At 69.7% G+C, this 18,789-nt stretch carries 18 protein-coding genes and 1 pseudogene; 9 read left to right on the forward strand and 10 right to left on the reverse strand.

Annotated features, from left to right (window positions below; translation table 11 throughout):
• Window positions 1-42: 42 nt before the first annotated feature.
• A complete protein-coding gene (locus H7F49_RS12310; RefSeq protein WP_185683900.1) occupies window positions 43-354 on the reverse strand; it encodes a P-II family nitrogen regulator in 312 nt (103 codons plus the stop codon).
• A gap of 2 nt (window positions 355-356) precedes the next feature.
• Window positions 357-1,316, reverse strand: coding sequence for a sodium-dependent bicarbonate transport family permease (locus H7F49_RS12315; protein WP_185683901.1), 960 nt, complete (start codon window positions 1,314-1,316; stop codon window positions 357-359).
• Between the two features lie 386 nt (window positions 1,317-1,702).
• Between H7F49_RS12315 and H7F49_RS12320 the strand changes: the two genes are divergently transcribed.
• Window positions 1,703-2,578: a nucleotidyltransferase domain-containing protein gene (locus tag H7F49_RS12320; protein WP_185683902.1), complete on the forward strand. Its 876-nt coding sequence runs from the start codon at window positions 1,703-1,705 to the stop codon at window positions 2,576-2,578.
• A 22-nt stretch (window positions 2,579-2,600) separates the two neighbouring features.
• Here the strand turns inward: H7F49_RS12320 and H7F49_RS12325 are convergent, their stop codons facing one another.
• The 6 genes from H7F49_RS12325 to H7F49_RS12350 all read right to left on the reverse strand — a co-directional run bounded on the left by H7F49_RS12325 (window position 2,601) and on the right by H7F49_RS12350 (window position 9,905).
• Entirely contained in the window at window positions 2,601-3,272 is a 672-nt protein-coding gene (locus tag H7F49_RS12325; RefSeq protein WP_185683903.1) for a YoaK family protein, read from the reverse strand.
• Between the two features lie 81 nt (window positions 3,273-3,353).
• Entirely contained in the window at window positions 3,354-3,761 is a 408-nt protein-coding gene (locus H7F49_RS12330) for a group II truncated hemoglobin (RefSeq protein WP_185683918.1), read from the reverse strand.
• Window positions 3,762-3,829: 68 nt separating this feature from the next.
• A complete protein-coding gene (locus tag H7F49_RS12335) occupies window positions 3,830-5,428 on the reverse strand; it encodes a cisplatin damage response ATP-dependent DNA ligase (RefSeq protein ID WP_185683904.1) in 1,599 nt (532 codons plus the stop codon).
• A 156-nt stretch (window positions 5,429-5,584) separates the two neighbouring features.
• Window positions 5,585-6,589: a ligase-associated DNA damage response exonuclease gene (locus H7F49_RS12340; RefSeq protein ID WP_185683905.1), complete on the reverse strand. Its 1,005-nt coding sequence runs from the start codon at window positions 6,587-6,589 to the stop codon at window positions 5,585-5,587.
• A gap of 505 nt (window positions 6,590-7,094) precedes the next feature.
• Window positions 7,095-9,467, reverse strand: a complete 2,373-nt coding sequence (gene clpA, locus H7F49_RS12345; protein ID WP_185683906.1) for an ATP-dependent Clp protease ATP-binding subunit ClpA — start codon at window positions 9,465-9,467, stop codon at window positions 7,095-7,097.
• 207 nt (window positions 9,468-9,674) lie between these two features.
• On the reverse strand, window positions 9,675-9,905 hold the full coding sequence (locus H7F49_RS12350) for a DUF1192 domain-containing protein (RefSeq protein ID WP_185683907.1): 231 nt from the start codon (window positions 9,903-9,905) through the stop codon (window positions 9,675-9,677).
• 167 nt (window positions 9,906-10,072) lie between these two features.
• Here H7F49_RS12350 and H7F49_RS12355 point away from each other — a divergent pair, with 167 nt between their 5' ends.
• The 3 genes from H7F49_RS12355 (at window position 10,073) to H7F49_RS12365 (ending at window position 13,745) form a co-directional block, all read left to right on the forward strand.
• Window positions 10,073-11,071, forward strand: coding sequence for an NAD(P)H-quinone oxidoreductase (locus tag H7F49_RS12355; RefSeq protein WP_185683908.1), 999 nt, complete (start codon window positions 10,073-10,075; stop codon window positions 11,069-11,071).
• Between the two features lie 177 nt (window positions 11,072-11,248).
• A complete protein-coding gene (locus H7F49_RS12360; protein ID WP_298196366.1) occupies window positions 11,249-11,947 on the forward strand; it encodes a DUF1013 domain-containing protein in 699 nt (232 codons plus the stop codon).
• A gap of 94 nt (window positions 11,948-12,041) precedes the next feature.
• On the forward strand, window positions 12,042-13,745 hold the full coding sequence (locus H7F49_RS12365; RefSeq protein WP_185683909.1) for a long-chain-fatty-acid--CoA ligase: 1,704 nt from the start codon (window positions 12,042-12,044) through the stop codon (window positions 13,743-13,745).
• A gap of 24 nt (window positions 13,746-13,769) precedes the next feature.
• Here the strand turns inward: H7F49_RS12365 and H7F49_RS12370 are convergent, their stop codons facing one another.
• Complete coding sequence (locus tag H7F49_RS12370; protein ID WP_185683910.1) at window positions 13,770-14,129, reverse strand: bactofilin family protein; 360 nt, start codon at window positions 14,127-14,129, stop codon at window positions 13,770-13,772.
• Window positions 14,130-14,133: 4 nt separating this feature from the next.
• A complete protein-coding gene (locus tag H7F49_RS12375) occupies window positions 14,134-15,291 on the reverse strand; it encodes a M23 family metallopeptidase (protein WP_328806714.1) in 1,158 nt (385 codons plus the stop codon).
• Between the two features lie 232 nt (window positions 15,292-15,523).
• Here H7F49_RS12375 and H7F49_RS12380 point away from each other — a divergent pair, with 232 nt between their 5' ends.
• The 5 genes and pseudogenes from H7F49_RS12380 to H7F49_RS12400 form a co-directional block, all read left to right on the forward strand.
• Entirely contained in the window at window positions 15,524-16,804 is a 1,281-nt protein-coding gene (locus tag H7F49_RS12380) for a glutamate-5-semialdehyde dehydrogenase (RefSeq protein WP_185683911.1), read from the forward strand.
• 23 nt (window positions 16,805-16,827) lie between these two features.
• Window positions 16,828-17,505, forward strand: a complete 678-nt coding sequence (locus H7F49_RS12385) for a nicotinate-nucleotide adenylyltransferase (protein ID WP_185683912.1) — start codon at window positions 16,828-16,830, stop codon at window positions 17,503-17,505.
• Window positions 17,506-17,605: 100 nt separating this feature from the next.
• Window positions 17,606-18,028: a ribosome silencing factor gene (rsfS, locus tag H7F49_RS12390; protein WP_185683913.1), complete on the forward strand. Its 423-nt coding sequence runs from the start codon at window positions 17,606-17,608 to the stop codon at window positions 18,026-18,028.
• Window positions 18,029-18,065: 37 nt separating this feature from the next.
• Complete coding sequence (locus H7F49_RS12395; RefSeq protein WP_185683914.1) at window positions 18,066-18,488, forward strand: 23S rRNA (pseudouridine(1915)-N(3))-methyltransferase RlmH; 423 nt, start codon at window positions 18,066-18,068, stop codon at window positions 18,486-18,488.
• 7 nt (window positions 18,489-18,495) lie between these two features.
• Window positions 18,496-18,789 (forward strand): annotated as a pseudogene (locus H7F49_RS12400) (hypothetical protein); the annotation flags it as partial.

Consider the following 18,789-nt stretch of genomic DNA (forward strand, 5'->3'; position numbering starts at 1 on the left):
GGCCGGGCAGGGCCGGCGGGGCGGCAATCCCCTCGTCCGGAACTACAGGAAGCGGTCTCCCCGAAGGACCTCGACGTCGGCCACGTCCATGACAATCTTGTAGTCCGAAAAATGCGGACCGATCCGGTCGATCAGCGCCTCGGCCCGGGTCTCGCTGGTCACGCTCAGGAACAGGCACTTGCCCTGGCCGCCCAGGCCATCGTTCCGCCAGCGGCCATGCACGCCCTTTCCGCCCAAGGTCGGCACGATCGTGAAATGGGTGATGCCAACGGCCTCGGCCTCGTCCGCCAGCCAATCGGCGAACTCGAGATCCGCGATGATCTCCAGTCGTTTGCGGCGGACGAGTTTGGGCATGGTTACCTCGCAAGCGCTGTCGACAGCGCGATGAACAACGGAATGCCGAACAGGATGTTGAACGGAAAGGTGATCGCTAGGCTCAGCGACAGGTAGAGGCCGGGATCCGCCTTGGGCAGGGCGAGCCGCATCGCCGCCGGCACCGCGATATAGGACGCGCTCGCCGCCAGGATGGCAAAGGCGGCGGCACTGCCCGGATCGAGGCCCACGCCCCGCGCCACCAACGCGCCGATGCTGCCATTGATGATCGGCAGGGCCACGGCCAGCATGCCCAGGCGGAGCGTCACGGCCTTGCTGTCGCGCAGCCGGCGAACCGCGATCAGGCCCATGTCGAGCAGGAACAGACACAGGACGCCCGACCACAGGCCGGTGAACATCGGTGCGATGGGCTCATACCTGGCCTTGCCGATAATGGCCCCGATGGCGAACGAGCCAAGGAGAAGCACAACCGAGCCATTGAGCAGAACCTCGCGCCACACATGCCCGCCGGGTCGCCCACGCCCGGGCGTGCCACGCCGGGCCAGCAGCATTCCCGAAACGATCGCCGGGGTTTCCATGATCGCCAGCACGGCCACCATGTACCCGGCGGGCGCCATGCCGCCGCGGGTCAGCGCCTCGCTGGCGGTCGCAAAGGTCACCACGCTCGCCGATCCGTAACAGGCGGCGACGGCACCGGCGTTGAGCCCGTCCAGGCGGCCCCAGCGGCGCAGCAGGAAGAAGGCCAGGAATGGCAAGGCGAAGCTCAGGACCAGGCCAGCCAGCCCGGCCGCAACCATGCCCCCGCTCAACCCGGCGGCGGAAACCTGCACCCCGCCCTTCAGCCCGATGGCCGCCATCAGAAACAGCGACATGGCCTTGGCCATCGATTCGGGGATCGTCAGATCCGAGCGCACGGCCGCAGCCAGAACCCCCAGCACGAAAAACAGGATGACCGGGGAGAGCAGTGTGTCGGCGGGTCCCAAAGTCTACTCCTCAAGCCCGAAGCCACCCAGATCCGGCCTTCGGGCACCCCATTATCTCTGCGGCCCGGGGACCCATGTCGAGCGTTTTTCTGTTGCCCCACACAACCGGCTGGACGCGCGGAACACGCGGGTGTCCAGCAGTCCTGTCAGCCTTCGGGGGTGTCGCAGGCAAGGTCCGGGGCCGGCCAGACCCGGCCCCTCGGATCAGTGACCGCGATCGTCGGCTCCAGAAAGAACCTGCCGATGCTACCCTCCGAAGCAGACCAGCAGAAAAGGGGCGCTTGCTCAACGGCAGGACGTCGCCAAGATCGGAGGTGGCCGACGATTCAGGCTCCGACCCCTGAGCGGACATTGTTTCAGCACCGACAACTTGCGATGTTCATGCGATGAAGCAACTCACAGCGCCGCAAATGGCGATTATCGCGAGAGTCGTGGATGAACTGCGGGGACTGACCGGCGTCGAGGCGATCGTTCTGGGAGGTTCCCACGCTCGCGGTCGGGCCCGGCCTGATTCGGATATTGATATTGGTCTCTACTACAGGCCGGAGTCACCGTTCTCCATAGACGAGGTTCGCCGAATTGCGTCGTGTCTCAACGATATGCCGGACCCTGTCGTGTCGGGGATCCTGGATTGGGGTCGCTGGGTGGATGGTGGCGCTTGGTTGACGATCGAAGGGCAGCGGGTCGATTTGCTTTATCGGTCGCTTGCCATGGTCGAAGCCACGCTGGCCGAGGCGCAAGCCGGGCGCTTCCAGATCGATTACGAACAACAACCGCCCTTCGGGTTTTTCGGCCCCACCTTGCTGGGGGAAGTGGCAATCGCCCAGCCGCTCCATGATCCGCGCCGCATCCTCGCCGACCTCAAGGCAGAGGTATCGCCCATGCCGGAGGCCTTGGCTGACGCCGTGATCCAGAACCGTTTGTGGAGCGTCGAATTCGGCTTGGCCGCCTTCGCAGGGAAGTATGCCGCCAATGGCGACGTCCATGGCGTAGCGGGGTGCGTTTCCCGCTTTGCCCAGGCCCTGGTGCTTACCCTGTTTGCGCTGAACCGCGCTTATCCGTTGAACGACAAGACGACCTTGTCCGAGATCGAAGCGTTCACCATCGGGCCGAAAGGGTTCGGGCCCAGGCTGCGAATGATCCTGGCAAACGTCGGATCGACGCCGGAAACCTTGGCCGCCAGCGTCAATGCGATTGGCGCGTTGTTCGAGGACGTGCGAGCTCTCGCTGGCCCTCGCTATGCGCCGACCTGGCGTGTCTGAAGCCGCCGTGTGGGAGCGCCCCCTAGGTCCCGAACCCTGTCGCTGCCCCCTTCTCCAGCCGCCAGGCCAGGGCCAGCATCAGCATGGCCCAGCCGCTCGCCAGCCACAGGGCCGCTCCGGCGAGGTGCGCGAAGGCCAGGGCGCCCAGCACCGCGCCGCTGGCCAGGCCGCCCCACAGCGCGGCATGGACCGCGCCGTCGCCGCGCGGTTGGCCCAGCAGGCTTGCGGCGATCGCCTGGCCCAGCTTGACCAGCGCCCCGGTCATGTAGGTCAGCCCGACGCTCACCGTGCCGTCACGCAGGAAGGTGTTGTTGAGCGCGCCCATCGCGGTGACCAGCAGCGCCAGCGGTACGAAGCCCGGAGCCGCTCCCTCCAGCGCCGCCTCCCGTAACCCGGCCGCCGCCACCAGCAGCAGCGTGACCAGCCCGAGCACGGCGCGCTTGCGCCGGGGTCCGGCACGGGCGGCGATGATTGCGCCGCCGGCCACTCCGGCGACGAATCCGGTAATCAGCAGCGCCGGCACCACCGCGCGGTCCGGGCGGGTGGCCAGGTCCACGCCCAGCCGCGTGGTGTTGCCCGACATGAACGAGACAAAATAGCCATCGGCCGACAGGAAGCCCACCGCGTCGACAAACCCGGCGAGGCCCGCCAGCCCGATCGCCAGAAGTCTGCGCCGTCGGTCGAATCCGTCCACTGCCCCGCCCTCTGGCCTGCCCCCTCTGGCCTCACCCCCCGGCCCGACCCCGCCCCGGCCCCGGATGCGGGCCCGATCGCGTCAGGGGCGGGTGGCCTGCGCCATCCCGGTGGTCATCCGTTTCAGCACATCCAGCATGGCCCGGGCAATCTCGGGATCGCGCGCCCCCACCGTTTCGTCGATCGCGCGGTGCATGGCCTCCAGCCATTGCCGGGCGGTGTCGGGGGTGATCGCCAGTGGCCGGTGCAGGCTCATCACGCATTTGCCGCCCTGGAACCAGTCGCGCGGCCCGCCCGCCCAGCCGGTGAGGAACCCGGTCAGGCTGTCGCGCATCGGCGTCAGGTCCGGACCGTGCATCGCGCGCAACTCGGCATAGGCCGGGTCCCGGTCCATCAGGTCATAGAAGCGGTCGACGATGGCCCGCAGCACCGCCTGTCCGCCGATGCGCTGATAGGGCGTGGTGGGCGGGGATTCGGTCTGGCTGGCCACGGGGCTCTCCGGCAGGATGATCGCCAGCCTCGCTTGCCCGCGGCGCGCCGTCCGCGCCTTGACCGCGATCAATCGGCGATCAGCGCGCGCAGCGTCTCGATCCGGTCGGCCTCGTGCGCGGGCTTGTCGCTGCGGATGCGGTGGATGCGCGGAAAGCGCATGGCCAGGCCCGACTTGTGGCGCTTGCTGGCATGGATCGAATCGAAGGCCACCTCCAGCACCAGGCTGCGGTCGGTCTCGCGCACCGGGCCGAAGCGGTTCACCGTGTGCTGGCGGACATGGCGATCCAGCCACTTCAGCTCCTCGTCGGTGAAGCCGAAATAGGCCTTACCCACCGGCAGCAGCTCTCCGCCCTGATCGGGATCGCCGGTCCAGCAGCCGAAGGTGAAGTCGGAATAGAACGAGCTGCGCTTGCCGCTGCCGCGCTGGGCATACATCAGCACGCAGTCGGCCAGCAGCGGATCGCGCTTCCACTTGTACCACAGCCCGGTCCGCCGCCCGGCCCCATAGGGACTGTCGCGCCGCTTGAGCATGACCCCCTCGATCGCGGCGTCACGGGCGGCGGCGCGGACCTCGGCCAGTTCGGCAAAGGTGCGCGCCGGGATCAGGGCCGACAGGTCGAACCGATCCGGGTCGAGCCGCGGCACCAGGCCCTCCAGCGCCATGCGACGTCGTTCCCAGGCCAGCGGGCGCAGGTCCTCCCCTTCGGCGATCAGCACATCGTAGAGCCGCACGAAAGCGGGGTAGTCGGCGAGCATCGCCTTCGACACGCTCTTGCGCCCCAGCCGCTGCTGCAGCGCGTTGAAGCTCGCCGCCCCGCCCTCCGCCGCGCCCTGGTAGGACCCGCGGACCAGCAGTTCGCCATCGAGCACGGCCGGAATCGTCAGGGCGGCGGCGATCTCCGGGAAGGTCGCGGAGATGTCGTCCCCCGAACGCGAGTAAACCCGCGTTTCCACCCCGTTGCAGGACACTTGCACCCGGATTCCGTCCCACTTCCATTCGGCGGCATAGTCGGCCAGGTCGGGCTCGGCGGCCGGGTCGAGCGGATGGGCCAGCATGAAGGGGCGGAACAGCGGCAGGTCCTCGCCGCTGGGCGGCGGCGCGCCGTTCGCCGCCCAGTCGAACAGGGGCAGGTAGGGCGGGACCTGGCCGTGCCAGTACTCCTCGACATCCTCCACGCTGACGCCAAACGCCTGGGCGAAGGCCACCTTGGCCAGCCGCGCCGAGATGCCCAGCCGCATCGCCCCGGTCGCCAGCTTGAGCAGGGCATAGCGGCCATTGGCGTCGAGCCGGTCGAGCAGTGCCGCCAGACCCTGCTGCACGCTGGCGCGGGTCATGGCCGACAGCGCGGCGACCGCTTCCCCCACCGTGGGCGGTGGGCCGGGGATCGTGGCGGGTTCGGGCCAGAGCAGGCTCGCGGTCTCGGCGGTATCGCCCACGTAATCGCGCGAAAGCTGGAACAGCACCGGATCGACGCGGTCCATCAGCAGGTTACGGACGGTGGACGCCTTGACCGCCGGAAAGTCGAGCCCGTCGGTCAGCGCGGCCAGCGCCCAGCCGCGGTCCGGATCGGGCGTGGCGCGCAGATAGTCGGCGATCAGGGCCAGCTTGCCGTTGCGGCTGCGGCTGTAGACCAGGGCATCGACCAGGGCGGCGAAGGCGATCATGGGGTGTTCCTCCCCCGCCGGGGGAGGGGGACCACGCGCAGCGTGGTGGAGGGGCACTCTCCTTGGGGCAAAGCTTGACCTGCCCGCGCTGGCTGCCCCTCCACCATCCTGCGGATGGTCCCCCTCCCCGTTTCGGGGAGGCTATTCCACCCCCCCTCAGTCATCCTCGTCCTCGTACCCCACCAGCGCCAGCGCCCGGGCCTTGCGCTGGGTCAGCTCGCACCAGCGCAGCAGGGCATCCTCGCGGCCGTGGGTAATCCAGGTCTCGCCCGGGTCGACCTCTGTGATGGTGCCGGTCAGTTCGTCCCAGTCGGCATGGTCGGAAATGATCAGCGGCAGCTCCACCTGCCGCTGGCGGGCGCGCTGGCGCACCCGCATCCAGCCGCTGGCCATGGCGGTCAGGGGATCGGGCAGGCGCCGGCTCCACCGATCATTGAGCGCGGACGGGGGGCAGACCACGATCTGTCCGGCCAGCGCCGCCGGGGGCAGGCCGGCGACCGGGCGCAGCTCGCCCAGAGCGATGCCCCAGTCCTGGTAGAGCCGGCACATCCGCTCCATCGCCCCATGGAGGTAGATCGGTTCGCCATGGCCGGCGCGGCGCAGTTCGGCGATCACCCGTTGCGCCTTGCCCAGGGCATAGGCACCGACCAGCAGGCAGCGTCCCGGGTGCTCGTCCCGGGCGGCAAGCAGGCGGGTTATTTCCTGTTCGATCGGCGGGTGGCGGAACACCGGCAGGCCGAAGGTCGCCTCGGTGACGAAGACGTCGCAGGGCACGGGCTCGAACGGCGGGCAGGTCGGATCGGGGCGGCGCTTGTAGTCGCCGGTCACGACCACCCGTTCCCCGGCGTGCTCCAGCAGGATCTGCGCCGATCCCAGCACGTGCCCGGCGGGGACGAAGGTGGCGCGCACGCCGCCGGGCAGCGGGATCGATTCGCCATAGTCCACCGGCACCGCGCCCTCCCCCGTGCCATAGCGCAGCGCCATGATCGCCAGGGTGGCCGCCGTCGCCACGGTCCGGCCGTGCCCGCCGCGGGCATGGTCGGCATGGCCATGGGTGATCAGCGCGAGGTCCACCGGACGGGCCGGGTCGATCCAGGCATCGGCGGGCACGATGTAAAGGCCGTGCGCCTCGGGACGCAACCAGGAGAACGGGGCAGCCATCGGCGAGGACAATGGACCGGACCGCCCAGGGGTTCCAGATGGCCGCGGGGGTGGGGGGACTTGCCAAACCCCACGATGCCCTCCGGTCACCCACCTCCCCCAGCGTCATCCTGAACTTGTTTCAGGATCCAGCACCGGGCCAGGCGCCGGTGTCGGGCAAACCGGACCTTGGTGCTGAGCCCTGAGGAGAGCACCGTGCCCAAGGCGGAATGGATCCTGAAACAAGTTCAGGATGACGAAGCGGGGGGATGAGGGGGTACGCTGGCCCCACAAAAAGGCGATTGGGTCGTTTGCAATCGCTACGGTCGAGCCCCCTCCCCGCTGCGACTAGCCCCGCCTGCGGCAGGGCAAGTCTCGCTCCCCTCCCCGTCCTTCGACAAGCTCAGGATGAGCGGAGGGAGGGGATGGGGGTGGGGGTTCCCGGCTTGTGTTTGCAATCGACCCCATCGCCCACAAAAAGGCCCCAAACTTGCGTCGGGGGCCTGTTGTCGTCACCTCTGGGCGCTCACTCCGCCCCGTCCTCGCTCGGCTCGGGCGCAGCGCCGGCCTTGCGCGCGGCCTTCTTGGGCTTGGCCGCCTTCTTGACCAGCTTGGGCGGGGCCGGGGTCAGCTCGAAGGCCAGCTCGGCGCCGCCCTCCTTGACCTTGACGTGGACCTCGCCGCCATGCGCCAGCTTGCCGAACAGCAGCTCCTCGGCGAGCGGCTGCTTGACCTTGTCCTGGATCAGGCGGGCCATCGGCCGGGCGCCATAGAGCTTGTCGTAGCCGCGTTCGCCCAGCCAGCCGCGCGCGTCGCTGTCGAACTGGATGTGGACGTTTTGTTCGGCCAGTTGCAGCTCGAGCTGGAGGATGAACTTGTCCACCACCCGGCTGATCACCGCGGTCGGCAGATAGGCGAAGGGCACGATCGCATCCAGGCGGTTGCGGAATTCCGGCGTGAACATCCGCTTGACCGCCTCGTCCCCGGCATCGGCCTTGCTGACATCACCGAAGCCGATGCCCTGGCGGGCCATGTCGGAGGCGCCGGCATTGGTGGTCATGATCAGGATCACATTGCGGAAATCGACCGTCTTGCCGTGGTGGTCGGTCAGCCGCCCGTTGTCCATCACCTGCAGCAGGATGTTGAACAGGTCGGGGTGGGCCTTCTCGATCTCATCGAGCAGCAGGACGCTGTGCGGCTGCTGGTCGACCGCATCGGTCAGCAGGCCGCCCTGATCGAACCCGACATAGCCCGGAGGCGCGCCGATCAGCCGGCTGACCGAATGGCGCTCCATGTATTCGGACATGTCGAACCGCACCAGCGGGATGCCCATGATGCTCGCCAACTGGCGCGCCACCTCGGTCTTGCCGACGCCGGTCGGGCCGGAGAACAGGAACGAGCCGATCGGCTTGTCCGGATCGCGCAGCCCGGCGCGGCTCAGCTTCATCGCGGTGGAGAGCACCTCGATCGCCTTGTCCTGGCCGAACACGACGCGCTTCAGATCGCGCTCGAGATGCTCGAGCACGGCGCGGTCGTCCTTGCTGACCGACTTGGGCGGGATGCGCGCCATGGTCGCGATCACCTGCTCGATCTCGCGCGCGGTGATGGTCTTCTTGCGCTTGCTGGGCGGCAGCAGCATCTGCATCGCGCCCACCTCGTCGATCACGTCGATCGCCTTGTCGGGCAACTTGCGGTCATTGATGTAGCGCGCCGACAGCTCGACCGCGGTCTTGATCGCCTCGGGCGTGTACTTGACCTTGTGGTGATCCTCGAAGGCGGTGCGCAGGCCCTTCAGGATCTTGATCGTGTCCTCGATCGTCGGTTCGTTGACGTCGATCTTCTGGAACCGGCGCAGCAGCGCGCGGTCCTTCTCGAAGTGGTTGCGGAATTCCTTGTAGGTGGTCGAACCGATGCAGCGGATCGTCCCGCCCGACAGCGCGGGCTTGAGCAGGTTCGAGGCGTCCATCGCCCCGCCGCTGGTCGCCCCCGCGCCGATCACGGTGTGGATCTCGTCGATGAACAGCACCGCGTGGGGCATCTTTTCCAGCTCGGAGACGACCTGCTTCAGCCGCTCCTCGAAATCGCCGCGATAGCGGGTGCCGGCCAGCAGGCTGCCCATGTCGAGCGAATAGATCACCGCTTCGGCCAGGACCTCGGGCACGTCACCCTCGACGATCTTGCGCGCCAGACCTTCGGCGATCGCGGTCTTGCCCACGCCGGGATCGCCCACGTAGAGCGGGTTGTTCTTGCTGCGGCGGCACAGGATCTGGATCGTGCGGTCCACCTCCGGTCCACGCCCGATCAGCGGATCGACCTTGCCCGCCAGCGCCTTCTCGTTGAGGTTGACGCAGAACTGGTCGAGCGCGGTTTCCTTCTTGCCGTCGCCCTTGGCGGCCTTGTCCTCCTGGGCGGGCTGCGCATCCTCGCTGCCCTTGGGGCTGCGATCCTCGATCCGCTTGCCACCCTTGCCGATGCCGTGGCTGATGTAGCTGACCGCATCCAGCCGGCTCATGTCCTGCTGCTGGAGGAAGTAGACCGCATAGGAATCCCGCTCGGAAAACAGCGCGACCAGCACATTGGCCCCGGTGACGGTGTCCTTGCCCGAGGACTGGACGTGCAGGATCGCGCGCTGGATCACCCGCTGGAACCCGGCGGTCGGCGCCGGATCGCCCTTCTCGGCGGTCTTGAGCGACTGGTATTCCTGGTCGAGATACTGCTTCACCACCTCGGACAGATCACCCAGGTCCACCCCGCAGGCGGTCATCACCTGGGCCGCGTCCGGATCGTCGATCAGGGCCAGCAGCAGATGCTCCAGCGTGGCATATTCGTGGCTGCGTTCCGCGGCGTTGGCGAGCGCCGCGTGCAGCGTCTTTTCAAGGCTAGAAGCGAAACTGGGCATCGACGTGGCTTTCGTTGGGGTGGGCTTCGGGATGGTCGCGGCGGTGAACCGGGCGGGCAGGAATCCCGGTGGCCCGGGAGAGGAGAACGGCAGGTGACGACGGCATTCTATGCCGGGTGGCCGGGGCGGCGATGGCACCAACGCCCCCCCGATCATCCGGAACCGGATATGGGGTGCCGCCCCGCGATGGAAAGGGGCGGCCCGCGATCATGACCCGGTAGACTCACTTCGTGGCCGGAAGAAGGCCTCGGCCGCCAGGCGGTGGGCCGCCGCGCGATCACGGTGGGCCCGGACGCGGGCGATTTCGGCCTCCAGCAAAGCGATGCGTTCAGCCAGATCGTCCTGCGAATAGCGGTCAAGGCTCTCGCCAGCGAGTTGGCTTGCGGCTCCGTAGCCCTGGTGGGCCGGGTCGCGACGGAGGGGGAGCTCGTCGTCCACTGCAACGCAACATTGGGCGCGTTGCGCTTCGTGTCAACGGTCTGCATAAAGGTTGCGGGGCGCAACGCGACAAGACACCAGATCCAAGACAGAACCAAAAGACAGGGGCAAGCGGGACGCGGATGGGGACCACGCCACAGGGAACGCCGGCGCAAGCGGCGTCAGACATGATTGCGATCGGCTTCGATGCGCCGGGCGGCCCGGCCGTGCTGCGCCCGGAAACCCTGCCGGTGCCGGTGCCCGGCCCGGGCCAGGTGCTGGTGCGGGTCGCCTATGCCGGGGTCAACGGTCCCGATCTGGCCCAGCGGCGCGGGCACTATCCGCCGCCGCCCGGAGCCTCGCCGATCCCCGGGCTGGAGATCGCGGGCGAAGTCGTGGCGGTCGGCGAGGCGCCGGATGCCGCCGGATCCCGGGCCACCTGGCCGGGCGTGGGCGATCGGGTCTGCGCTCTGGTCACCGGCGGCGGCTATGCCGAATACTGCCTGGCCGAGGCCGATCACTGCCTGCCGGTTCCGGCCGGGCTGCCGCTCGACCAGGCCGCGGCGCTGCCCGAAACGCTGTTCACCGTCTGGCACAACCTGTTCGAGCGCGGCCATGTGCGCGAGGGCGAGACCATCCTGGTGCACGGCGGCACCAGCGGCATCGGGACCATGGCGATCCTGCTGGGCAAGCTGTTCGGGGTGACCGTGATCGTCACCTGCGGGTCGGCGGCGAAGTGTGCCGCCGCCCTGCGGATCGGCGCCGCCCACGCGATCGATTACCGCGCGCAGGATTTCGTCGAGGAGGTGGGGCGGATCACCGGCGGCCGCGGGGTCGATCTGGTGCTGGACATGGTCTCGGGCGACTATGTGCCGCGCAACCTGCGCTGCCTCGCCGAGGATGGGCGCCACGTGACGATCGCGGTCCAGGGCGGGATGAAGGCCGAGCTCAACATGGCGGTGGTGATGACCCGCCGCCTGACGCTCACCGGGTCGACCCTGCGGCCCCGGTCGCGGACCTTCAAGGCGCTGCTCGCCCAGGAGGTCCTGCGCGAGGTCTGGCCCGCGGTGATCGCGGGGGAGCTGCGCCCGGTGATGGACCGCACCTTTCCCCTGGCCGAAGCCGCGGCGGCCCATGCCTATGTGGAATCAGGCGCCCATGTCGGCAAGGTCGTGCTGGCGGCCTGACGGGGCCCGGCCGGACCGCGTCAGGCCCACGCGGCGGCAGGCGCCGGACGGCCGCAACACGGTAAGGCTTGCCGAAACGCGTGTTTGCGCTTAGAGGAACCGCGATCAGGCCGCTCCGCAGGGGCGGCCCTTGTTGTTTCTGCGCTCTTTTCGCGCCCGTTCGCCGGAGACACTTTCGTGACCCAGCCCACCCCGCTGATGCCGCATGCCACGGCTTCCTGGCTTGTCGACAACACCGGCCTGACCTTCGAGCAGATCGCCGAGTTCTGCGGCCTGCACATGCTCGAGGTCCAGGCCATGGCCGATGACCTCGCCTCGTCCAAGTACACCGGCCGCGATCCGGTCCGCTCGGGCGAGCTGACCATGGCCGAGATCGAGAAGGGCCAGGACGATCCGAACTATCGCCTGAAGATGCACAAGGCGCCGGTCACGGTCAGCCGCACCAAGGGCCCGCGCTATACCCCGGTGTCGAAGCGCCAGGACAAGCCCGACGGGATCGCCTGGATCCTCCGCAACCACCCCGAGATCTCGGACGCGCAGATCGGCAAGCTGATCGGCACCACCCGCACCACGATCGCAGCGATCCGCGACCGCTCGCACTGGAACATCGGCAACATCCAGCCGAAGGATCCGGTCACCCTCGGCCTCTGCTCGCAGCGCGAGCTCGACGCGATCGTCGCCAAGGCGGCCAAGCGCGCCGGGATCGAGGACGACGGCCAGGACGACGCCCGCCTGGGTGACGACCGCGAGGCCCTGATCGAGGAGCTGCGGGCCGAGCGCGAGGCCGCTGCCCGCGCCGCCAGCGAGGCCGCCCAGGAGGCCGAGGTGGCCGCCTGGCTCGAAGCCAAGCGGGCTGCCGAAGCCGCGGGCGAGTAAGCCGTAGCGGCAAGTCGCCGGCGCGCAGGCGTGCCGGCGGAGCCTCTCACGAAAGCGCTTGTCGCCGGCGTGGCGAGCAGGCATTTCTGCCGCCATGAGCGATGCGCGGCCTGCCAATCCGTGGCGCGACCACTATGCCCATCCTGGCGGATGGGCGGCCGATTTCCAGCCGCTGTCCCTGCCTGACCTGTTTGCCCGGGCTGCGCGCGACCATGGCTCGGCCCCGCTCGTCGAGTTCCTCGGCCGCCGCTATTCCTATGCGCAGCTCCACCGGCAGGCGGAACGGTTCGCCGCCGGGCTGATCGCGCAGGGCATCCGCCCGGGCGACCGGGTCGGGCTGTTCCTGCCCAATGTCCCGCTTTACGTTCCGGCCTATTACGGCGCCATGCTGGCCGGGGCGGTCGTGGTCAATTTCTCGCCGCTCTACACCGTGGCCGAGCTCGAGGCCCAGGTGGCGGACTCGGGAACCCGGCTGCTGGTCACGGTCGATCTGGCCAAGCTGCTGCCCACCGCGCTGCAGGTGCTCGACGGATCGGCGCTCGAACGGCTGGTCGTGGGGCGCTTCACCGCCATGCTCCCCCCGCTCAAGCGGCTTGCCTTCGGGCTGCTCAAGCGGCGCGAGCTGACCCCGCTGCCGGCGCGCCCCGACGTGGTGCGCTGGTCCGATTGGCTGCGCGATGATCCCGTGGCCACACCGGCCATCGATCCCGATCGCGACCTGGCCCTGCTCCAGTACACCGGCGGGACCACCGGCGTGCCCAAGGGCGCCATGCTGACCCATCAGAACCTGTCGGCCAACGCCCGCCAGATCGGCATGATCGATCCGCACCGGGGTGAGCGCGACGTCATCCTCGGCGCCCTGCCGCTGTTCCATGTCTTCGCCAACACCTGCGTGCTCAACCGCACCGTGCTGGCGGGTGGCTGCATCTCGATGATCCCGCGCTTCGACACCGGACTGCTGCTCGCCACGAGCCGCCGGGTCCGGCCGACCTCGTTTCCGGGGGTGCCGACCATGTTCCAGGCGCTGCTCGACGATCCGCGGCTGGAAGGCACCGCCATGCCGGACATGCGCACCTGCATCGCGGGTGGTGCGCCGCTTCCCCTGCCGGTCAAGGAGCGGTTCGAGGCGCTGACCGGGGTGCCCCTGCGCGAAGGCTATGGCCTGACCGAATGCGCCGGGGTGGCCAGCGCCAACCCCTATGACGCCGGGGAGCGTCCGGGGACGATCGGCCAGCCCATCCCGGCGACCCGGCTGGCGCTGGTCGACAAGGAGGATCCGACCCGCTTCGCCCCGCCCGGCGAACCGGGAGAGCTGGTGATCGCCGGACCACAAGTGATGCAGGGCTACTGGAACCGGCCCGAGGCGGCCGCGGCAGCCTTCACCGACCTGCCCGACGAAACCGGCCGGCCCACCCGCTGGCTGCGCACCGGCGACATCGCCGTGCTCGAGCCGGAAGGCTACGTCCGGATCGTCGACCGCAGCAAGGACATGATCGCGGTCGGCGGGTTCAAGGTGTTCCCCAGCCAGGTCGAGGCCGTGCTGCTGCAGCATCCGGCCGTCAAGGAAACCCTGGTGATCGGCATGCCCGATGCCTACCTCGGCGAGGTTCCGCGGGCCTTCCTCACCCTGCGCGAAGGGGCCGCCGAATCGCCCGAGGCGCTGCGGGACTGGCTGAACGACCGGGTCGGCAAGCACGAGCGGGTCGATGCCGTGGTGATCCGCCCGGCCCTGCCGCGCACGCCGATCGGCAAGCTGGATCGCAAGGCGCTGAAGGCGGAGGCGCTGGCGGCGGCGTGACGGCCTCCGCCAGGGCGCCCGGGATCAGGCCTCGCGTCCGCCGGCAATCGCCAGTTTGGGTTCGGCCGGGGCCTTGGGGCTCAGCTTGCCGTCGACCCGGGCACCCTGCTCCACGGTGAGGGTGTCATACGTGACGTCGCCCTCGATCCGGGCGGTCTTGAGCACCACCAGTGTCCCGGCGTTGATCGAACCGCGCACGGTCCCGGCCAGCCGGGCGCTCTCGGCGCGGATCGCTCCGCCGATCACGCTGCTCTGCCCCTGGACCAGCGCGGCGCAGGTGATGTCGCCTTCGACCGTTCCGTCGACATGGAGGTCGGCGGTGGCGTTGAGATCGCCCTTGATGGTCAGGTCCGCGCCCAGCACGGAAAAGGTGGATCCGGACATGGTTTCACTGTTTCCTGCTGCGGAGGGGGCCTCGGGCTTCTTCAAGAACATGGGGTGCGACCTCCAGGAACGGACGGGGATTGACTGGCTGGTCATGAATGCGGACCTCGAAGTGCAGATGGGGGCCGGTTGAGCGACCCGTGCTGCCGATCGCCCCGATGACTTCCCCCGCATCGACCGTGCGGTCAAGCCTGGTGCGGAAGGCCGACATGTGGGCATACCGGGTGACCAGCCCGTTGCCGTGCGTGATCTCGACGCAATTGCCATAGCCCGAGCGTCGACCCACGAAGCTAACCCGGCCCTTGGCAGCCGCATAGATCGGCGCCCCGATCGGGCCGCGGAAGTCGAGCCCGGGATGGAAGGCCGCGCCGCCATCGATCGGATCGGCGCGATAGCCGAAGCCCGACGAGATGAACTGCAGACTGGCCGGCAGCACCTGCGGAATGCCCTGCAGCCCGCGTTGCAGCGCGTCCATCCGGGCCAGGCTGAGACCCAGGCGACGGAACCGCGGATCCAGCGAACCATCGGCCGAGGTGGCCAGGCGCAGCAGGGGTCCGCCCTGGGCGCGGCGATCGTCCATCGCCGCCAGCATGCCGCGGGGATCGAGGCCGAGCTTGCGGATCGCCTGCTCGGCCGAGGCGGAGCGGCGGTCGGCCAGGCGGGTCAGGCCCTCGACGAAGGCGAGCTGGCGCGCCTCCATGCGGGCCAGCGGAGCGGCCTCGGGCACGGCGGCGCTGACCTTGTCGATCGTCCGGCCGGCTTCCCGGCGGCTGTCCGATACGGTTTCCCCGGCCCGGCTGTCCTCGGGCAGGTCGCCAACATGGGTCCGGACCAGAGCCTCGATGAAGGCCTGGCGCCGGGCGATATCGTCGGCGACCTTGCCGATGTCCTTGCGATAGACCGCAACCCGGCTTTCCGCGCTGGCCACCTTGGCCTCGCGGTCAAGCAGGTCGTCATGGTGCCAGGTGGCGAGCAGCGACGAGATGCCCGCCCAGCCGAGCGTGACCACCCAGGCCAACGCCAGAACCACCGCGCCGGCGGCGGCACGGCGCTGCAATTGCCCGGAAATGCGGATGAACCGGACCTGGCCCTCGGACCGCATGAAGAATTCGCGATCCGGAAACCAGCTCCGCAGGCGCGATTCGATCGCTGCCCGGCTCAACTTGCGCAAATGTGCCCCTACCTGTCGTTCTTGACTGCGATCCCGCGCGGGCGGCTAGCAGGCCAGCCCCGGGGAATCGAATCCCGCTGCCCGGACTCGGGACGAAGCGACAGGGACTCGCGCTGAAACGATTGCATGGCTGCGCGGTTTTCCGCTCCGGGCATTTGCGTAGACCCGGCCACCCCCCGACTCGGCGGCTGACAAGCGCGCGGCGGAGTGGTAGGCGCCCGGCATGTCCGCCGTTGCCCCCCTGTCCTCCGCCGAAACGCCCGCGGCGCTGATCGATCGCCTTGCGCGGGCTGGTCGGGCAGCCCAGCGCCGCCTGGCACGGCTCGACAGCCGGGCGCGGGCCGAGGCCCTGCGCGCGGCGGCCGCGGCGCTGCGCGCGGACGAGGCGGCGATCCTTGCCGCCAATGGCCTCGATCTGGCCCAGGGCGAGGCGCGCGGGCTGAGCGCCGCCATGCTCGACCGCCTGAAGCTCGATCCGGCACGGCTCGCGGGGATTGCCGCGGCGCTCGACCAGGTGGCCGACCTGCCCGACCCGGTCGGCCAGGTGATCGATACCGCCACCCGTCCGAACGGCCTGGTGCTGAGCCGGGTGCGGGTGCCGATCGGCCTGATCGGGATCATCTACGAAAGTCGCCCCAACGTCACTGCCGACGCCGCCGCCCTGTGCCTGCGCTCGGGCAATGCGGTGCTGCTGCGCGGCGGCAGCGAGGCGGTCCATTCCAACCGGGCGATCCATGCGGCCCTGGCCCGCGGCCTGGCGAGCGCGGGTGTGCCGGCCGAGGCGGTGCAACTGGTCCCGACCCAGGATCGCGCCGCCGTGGGCGCGATGCTGGCCGCGGCCGGGCTGATCGACATGATCGTTCCGCGCGGCGGCAAGAGCCTGGTGGCCCGGGTCCAGGCCGACGCCCGCGTGCCGGTGCTGGCCCACCTCGACGGGATCAACCACACCTATATCCACGCCGCGGCCGATCCGGCGATGGCGGTCGCGATCGCACGCAACGCCAAGCTGCGCCGCACCGGCATCTGCGGATCGATGGAGACCCTGCTGCTCGACGCCGCCTTCCCGGGGGCGCCCGCGGTGGTCGCGGCCCTGCTCGACGGCGGCTGCGAACTGCGCGGCGATGCCCGGACCCAGGCGCTCGACCCGCGGATCCGGCCCGCCACGGCCGAGGACTGGGACACCGAGTATCTCGATGCCATCCTCTCGGTCGCGGTGGTCGACGGGCTCGATGCGGCGCTGGCCCATATCGCCGCGCACTCGTCGGCCCACACCGACGCGATTGTCACCGCGGACGATGCCGTGGCCGAACGCTTCCTGGCCGAGGTCGATTCGGCGATCGTCATGGTCAATGCCAGCAGCCAGTTCGCGGACGGCGGCGAATTCGGGCTGGGCGCCGAGATCGGCATCGCCACCGGCCGGCTTCATGCGCGTGGCCCGGTCGCGCTGGAAGGCCTGACCACGTACAAGTGGCAAGTCCGCGGCACCGGGCAGATCCGGCCCTGACCCGCGCTGCGCACCGGAGGCCATTGCCGCGAGGGCCGCTGACCGGCCTGCTGGGGGGCAGCTTCAATCCGGCCCACGGGGGCCATCGCCGGATCACCCGCTTCGCCCTGGCCGCACTCCGGCTCGACGAGGTCTGGTGGCTGGTCTCGCCGGGCAATCCGCTCAAGCCCGCGGCAGGCATGGCGCCGCTGGCCGCGCGCTATGGTTCGGCCCTGGCCCAGGCGCGCCGGGCCCCGATTCGCGTCACCGCCATCGAGCGCGATCTGGGCACCCGATTCACCGCCGATACCCTCGCCGCGCTGGTGCGACGCTATCCCAAACGCCGCTTCGTCTGGCTGATGGGAGCCGACAATCTGGCCCAGTTCCATCGCTGGCGCGACTGGCGGCGTATCGCCCGCACGGTGCCGATTGCCGTGATCGCCCGTCCGGGCTATGATGCCACTGCTGTCGCGAGCCCCGCGATGGCCTGGCTCGGTCGTTACCGGCGGACCGTCGCCAGCCTGAGAAGCCCCAGTGGCAACAGCCCCTGCATCACTGGCCGGGCAGAGTGGAGCGCACCAGCACTGGTGATCCTGCGATTCGATCCCGACCCCCGTTCAGCCTCGGCCATCCGCCAGGCCGATCCGGACTGGACCCGACGCTTCGGCGCCAGGTCCCTGCGTGATCGTCTCACCCTCCGCCCGATCGAGCCGAAGCCGTGAAACCGGCAACCCCCCTCGCGCATTCCGCCCGCGCTGTCCCTTTCGTCAAGGCGCATGCGGCTGCGCCCCGTCCGCGTGCCAAGGAGCACACACCGCCTACATGAACGAGGTTTCCCCTTCCACCGCCTCCGGCCCGGCGCCAGCCCCGTCGGCTCCCGCCAGTCCGGCCCCCCTGCCCCCGTCGGTTCCCGGTTCGCTGCACGCCCTGGTCCTGCAGTCGCTCGACGATGATCAGGCCCAGGACATCGTTTCGATCCCACTGGAGGGCAAGTCGGCGATCGCCGATCACATGGTGATCGCCTCCGGCCGGTCCACCCGCCAGGTCGCGGCCATGGCGCAGAAGCTGGCCGAGCGGGTCAAGCAGGGCGGCTTCGGGCACGTCCGGATCGAGGGCCTGCCCGCGGCGGACTGGGTGCTGGTCGATGCCGGCGACGTGGTGATCCACCTGTTCCGGCCCGAAGTGCGCAGCTTCTACAATCTCGAACGGATGTGGGCCTTCGGTGACGCGCCGGCCGCGGCCTGAGCGGCCCTGACGGTCGCCGCCCGCACCCCGCACCCCGATGCGTCTGCACATCATCGCCCGGGGCAAGATCGGTCGCTCGCCCGAGAGCGAGCTGGTCGAACGCTATCTCAAGCGGGTGACCTGGCCGGTGAAGGTGACCGAGCTGCCCGACACGGGGGGAACCCTGCCCGCCCCGCTCGGCCCCGCGCGCGACGTGCTGCTCGACGAACGCGGGCGGCACTTGTCGTCCGAAGCCTTTGCGGCCCTGCTCTCGCGCTGGCGCGATGACGGGGTGCGCGAGGCCCGCTTCCTGATCGGTGCGGCGGATGGCCATGGCGCGCCGGCCCGCGACCAGGCCGATCTGCTGATCGCGTTCGGGGCCATGACCTGGCCGCACATGCTGGCACGGGCCATGCTCGCCGAGCAGCTTTGGCGCGCCACCAGCATTATCGCTGGTCACCCGTACCATCGTTCGGGATAAGGCCCGCATGGTCCGGCCCGATCATCCCGCGCGCGCCTTCCCGCTGCTCCGTCCTGCCATGCTGGCCGGGGCGGCGGTGCTGGGTGCCGCTGGCCTGGCCCTGGCGGGGGACGCGCTGCTGGCCCAGACGGCGGCGATCTCCGGTGCGATCCTGGCCGATCCCCGTGCCGACCCGGGCGAGACCCGGCAGGCCCTCGCCGAGGCCCGGCGGCAAGGGGCCGAGGCGCAGCAGCGGGCCGAAGCGCTCGAGGCGCGGGCGCGCGCGGCCGGGCAGGCCGCCGAGCGCAGCGCCGCGCAGGCG

This window comes from Novosphingobium aerophilum, from assembly GCF_014230305.1.
In the GTDB taxonomy this organism is placed as follows: Bacteria; Pseudomonadota; Alphaproteobacteria; order Sphingomonadales; family Sphingomonadaceae; genus Novosphingobium; species Novosphingobium aerophilum.

What these genes read in the sequence shown, in the direction of transcription:
- H7F49_RS12395 (WP_185683914.1), top strand. Translation starts at nt 18,066, where the DNA reads ATGCGTCTGCACATCATCGCCCGGGGCAAGATCGGTCGCTCGCCCGAG.
- rsfS (WP_185683913.1), top strand. Translation starts at nt 17,606, where the DNA reads ATGAACGAGGTTTCCCCTTCCACCGCCTCCGGCCCGGCGCCAGCCCCG.
- H7F49_RS12355 (WP_185683908.1), top strand. Translation starts at nt 10,073, where the DNA reads ATGATTGCGATCGGCTTCGATGCGCCGGGCGGCCCGGCCGTGCTGCGC.
- H7F49_RS12380 (WP_185683911.1), top strand. Translation starts at nt 15,524, where the DNA reads ATGTCCGCCGTTGCCCCCCTGTCCTCCGCCGAAACGCCCGCGGCGCTG.
- clpA (WP_185683906.1), bottom strand. Translation starts at nt 9,467, where the DNA reads ATGCCCAGTTTCGCTTCTAGCCTTGAAAAGACGCTGCACGCGGCGCTC.
- H7F49_RS12335 (WP_185683904.1), bottom strand. Translation starts at nt 5,428, where the DNA reads ATGATCGCCTTCGCCGCCCTGGTCGATGCCCTGGTCTACAGCCGCAGC.
- H7F49_RS12370 (WP_185683910.1), bottom strand. Translation starts at nt 14,129, where the DNA reads ATGTCCGGATCCACCTTTTCCGTGCTGGGCGCGGACCTGACCATCAAG.
- H7F49_RS12340 (WP_185683905.1), bottom strand. Translation starts at nt 6,589, where the DNA reads ATGGCTGCCCCGTTCTCCTGGTTGCGTCCCGAGGCGCACGGCCTTTAC.
- H7F49_RS12310 (WP_185683900.1), bottom strand. Translation starts at nt 354, where the DNA reads ATGCCCAAACTCGTCCGCCGCAAACGACTGGAGATCATCGCGGATCTC.
- H7F49_RS12320 (WP_185683902.1), top strand. Translation starts at nt 1,703, where the DNA reads ATGAAGCAACTCACAGCGCCGCAAATGGCGATTATCGCGAGAGTCGTG.
- H7F49_RS12365 (WP_185683909.1), top strand. Translation starts at nt 12,042, where the DNA reads ATGAGCGATGCGCGGCCTGCCAATCCGTGGCGCGACCACTATGCCCAT.